We start from the raw sequence: 2124 nt of genomic DNA, 5'->3' as shown, positions 1-2124 counted from the left end.
ACACACCATTGAACATTGTAGTGGTAACACTCGCGCGCCCGCGCGCACCCTATTGATATAAAACCATTTTATCAAACGCACTGTCCAACTTGGGCCTGACATCCGCAAAAAAGCTCAACTTAACATAACTTATATTATCGAATTTAAATCGTGTAAGTGGGTGGATTCTATCTGGAAGTGCGAAATTCGAGGATTTCTGAGGCCTCAGCCCACTCGGAGGAACGCATATGGGAGCCCAATATCGCCAGCTTGGACGGGATGATCGCGAGACGATTTCGCGGCTGACAGACGCTCGCATACCCGTGCGCAGGATCGCGGCGGAACTCGGTCGGCATCCGTCCACAATCTACCGCGAGTTACGCCGTAACTTCATGCACGACGAAGAGCCGTTCTTCCGCGGTTACTTTCCGAATGTGGCCCAGAAGTACGCTGCAGACCGTCGTGCACCTGGTCGCAAACTGGTGCGCGATCCTGAACTGGCAGCCAAGGTGATCGATGGTCTACGAAAGAGTTGGTCGCCGGAACAGATTGTCGGACGCTTGCGCCACTCGGGCAGCCGGCGGGTCTGCCACGAGACGATCTACCGCTATGTCTATGGCGAAGAAGGCAAGCGCCAAGCGCTCTATCAGCTTTTACCTTGGTCGCGTAGGCGGCGTCGACCGCGCGGCGGCCGCAAGCCACGCGGTCTTCAGATCCCCCACACCAGCTGCATTGGCCAGAGGCCGTCAAACATCTCGCAAAGAACGGATTTTGGCCACTGGGAGGGCGACCTGGTCATCTTCCGCAAGCAGTTCGGCAAGTCGAATCTGACGTCCATGGTGGAGCGCAAGAGCCGCTTCGTCATGCTCTGGCGCAACCCCAGCAGGACTTCGGCGGGCGTCATGGCTGGCATTGAAGCGAAGCTGGCTCCCCTTCCCTCCAGCCTGCGGCAGAGCATTACCTTTGACCGTGGGACAGAGTTCGCGGCCTACGGCACATTGCGATCCAGGATGGGCATGGACAGCTACTTCTGCGAGCCGAGATCGCCCTGGCAAAAGGGTGGCGTAGAGAACCTCAACGGACGCTTGAGGCGGTTCTTGCCGCTCGATGTCGATATCGCGGCCCTCCCCGTTGACGCAATCGAAGCGGTGTCTGCCAGGCTCAACGACACCCCGCGCAAGTGCCTCGAATACAGGACGCCGCGAGAGGTACTCGCCGAAACCATGGCGGTTCATGGCGCCAAAGATGACGGATCATCCGGGGTGGGGCTCGCCCCACCCCGGATGAAATGGTAACGCCCGACGGATGACGCACTTCAAATGGAACTCACCGCGCAAAGTAGAAATGTCCCATTCCGCAAAATAGAGATGTCCCATTGCAATGGGTGCTCGCGGTCCGTGGTGGCATGGTCATCCTCTGCTGTGGAGGATGCGCTTATGACGGTGGTGGCCATGAGCCGTGGCGAGCTTTCGCGGTATGATACACTGCTTCGGGTGACGCGCCGGGAGCTGCGGGTTGAAGATGCGGCGACCCTTCTGGGATTGACGCGTCGTCAGGTTGGCCGATTGCTCCTTCGTTTGCGGGCCGAAGGCCCCGAAGGTCTTGTTTCACGACGGCGTGGTCGCCCAAGCAACCGGCGTCACAGCGACGCCTTTCGTCAGCGGGTCATTACTCTGGTGCGCGAGCACTACGCCGATTTCGGACCGACGCTGGCGGCCGAGTATCTGTCCGAGCGGCATCAGATCACCATTTCGCACGAGACGCTGCGCAAATTGATGATCGACGCGGGCCTATGGCGAGATCGTCAGGCGCGACGGCCGCGACCATATCAGCCGCGGTATCGCCGGGACTGTCGCGGCGAACTGATCCAGCTTGATGGCTCGAAGCACTGGTGATGTGGTGGACGCCCCCTGCTCACTGGCATCAAATGCCAAGCACGGTCGTCGTAATGATGGCCACCAGCAAAGGGAGCAACCGTTATGGAAATTACCACGATCGGCCTGGATCTCGCCAAGAACGTATTTCAAATCCACGCCGTTGACGCGAATGGTGTCAATCGGCGTCCAATCGGGACCCCTTATCGGCGCGCAAAAGGGACCCCCTGGCGATCGTGGGGTTCATTGATGTCGGGCGCAGGTTTCGCGC

General features: G+C 59.1%; 2 protein-coding genes. Both read left to right on the top strand.

The features are described 5' to 3' along the window. The first annotated feature begins 227 nt into the window (after positions 1-227). Complete coding sequence (locus B9A23_RS22030; protein ID WP_084281540.1) at positions 228-1274, top strand: IS30 family transposase; 1047 nt, start codon at positions 228-230, stop codon at positions 1272-1274. 141 nt (positions 1275-1415) lie between these two features. Next, positions 1416-1874 carry a helix-turn-helix domain-containing protein gene (locus tag B9A23_RS22025; protein WP_254895252.1) on the top strand — a complete coding sequence of 153 codons (459 nt, stop codon included), beginning with the start codon at positions 1416-1418 and terminating at the stop codon, positions 1872-1874. The last annotated feature ends 250 nt before the right edge of the window (positions 1875-2124 follow it).

The organism is Novosphingobium sp. B1, assembly GCF_900176395.1.
Lineage (GTDB): Bacteria > Pseudomonadota > Alphaproteobacteria > Sphingomonadales > Sphingomonadaceae > Novosphingobium.
Note: the sequence above shows the minus strand (reverse complement) of the source record. Positions and strands in the feature narration are given on the sequence as shown.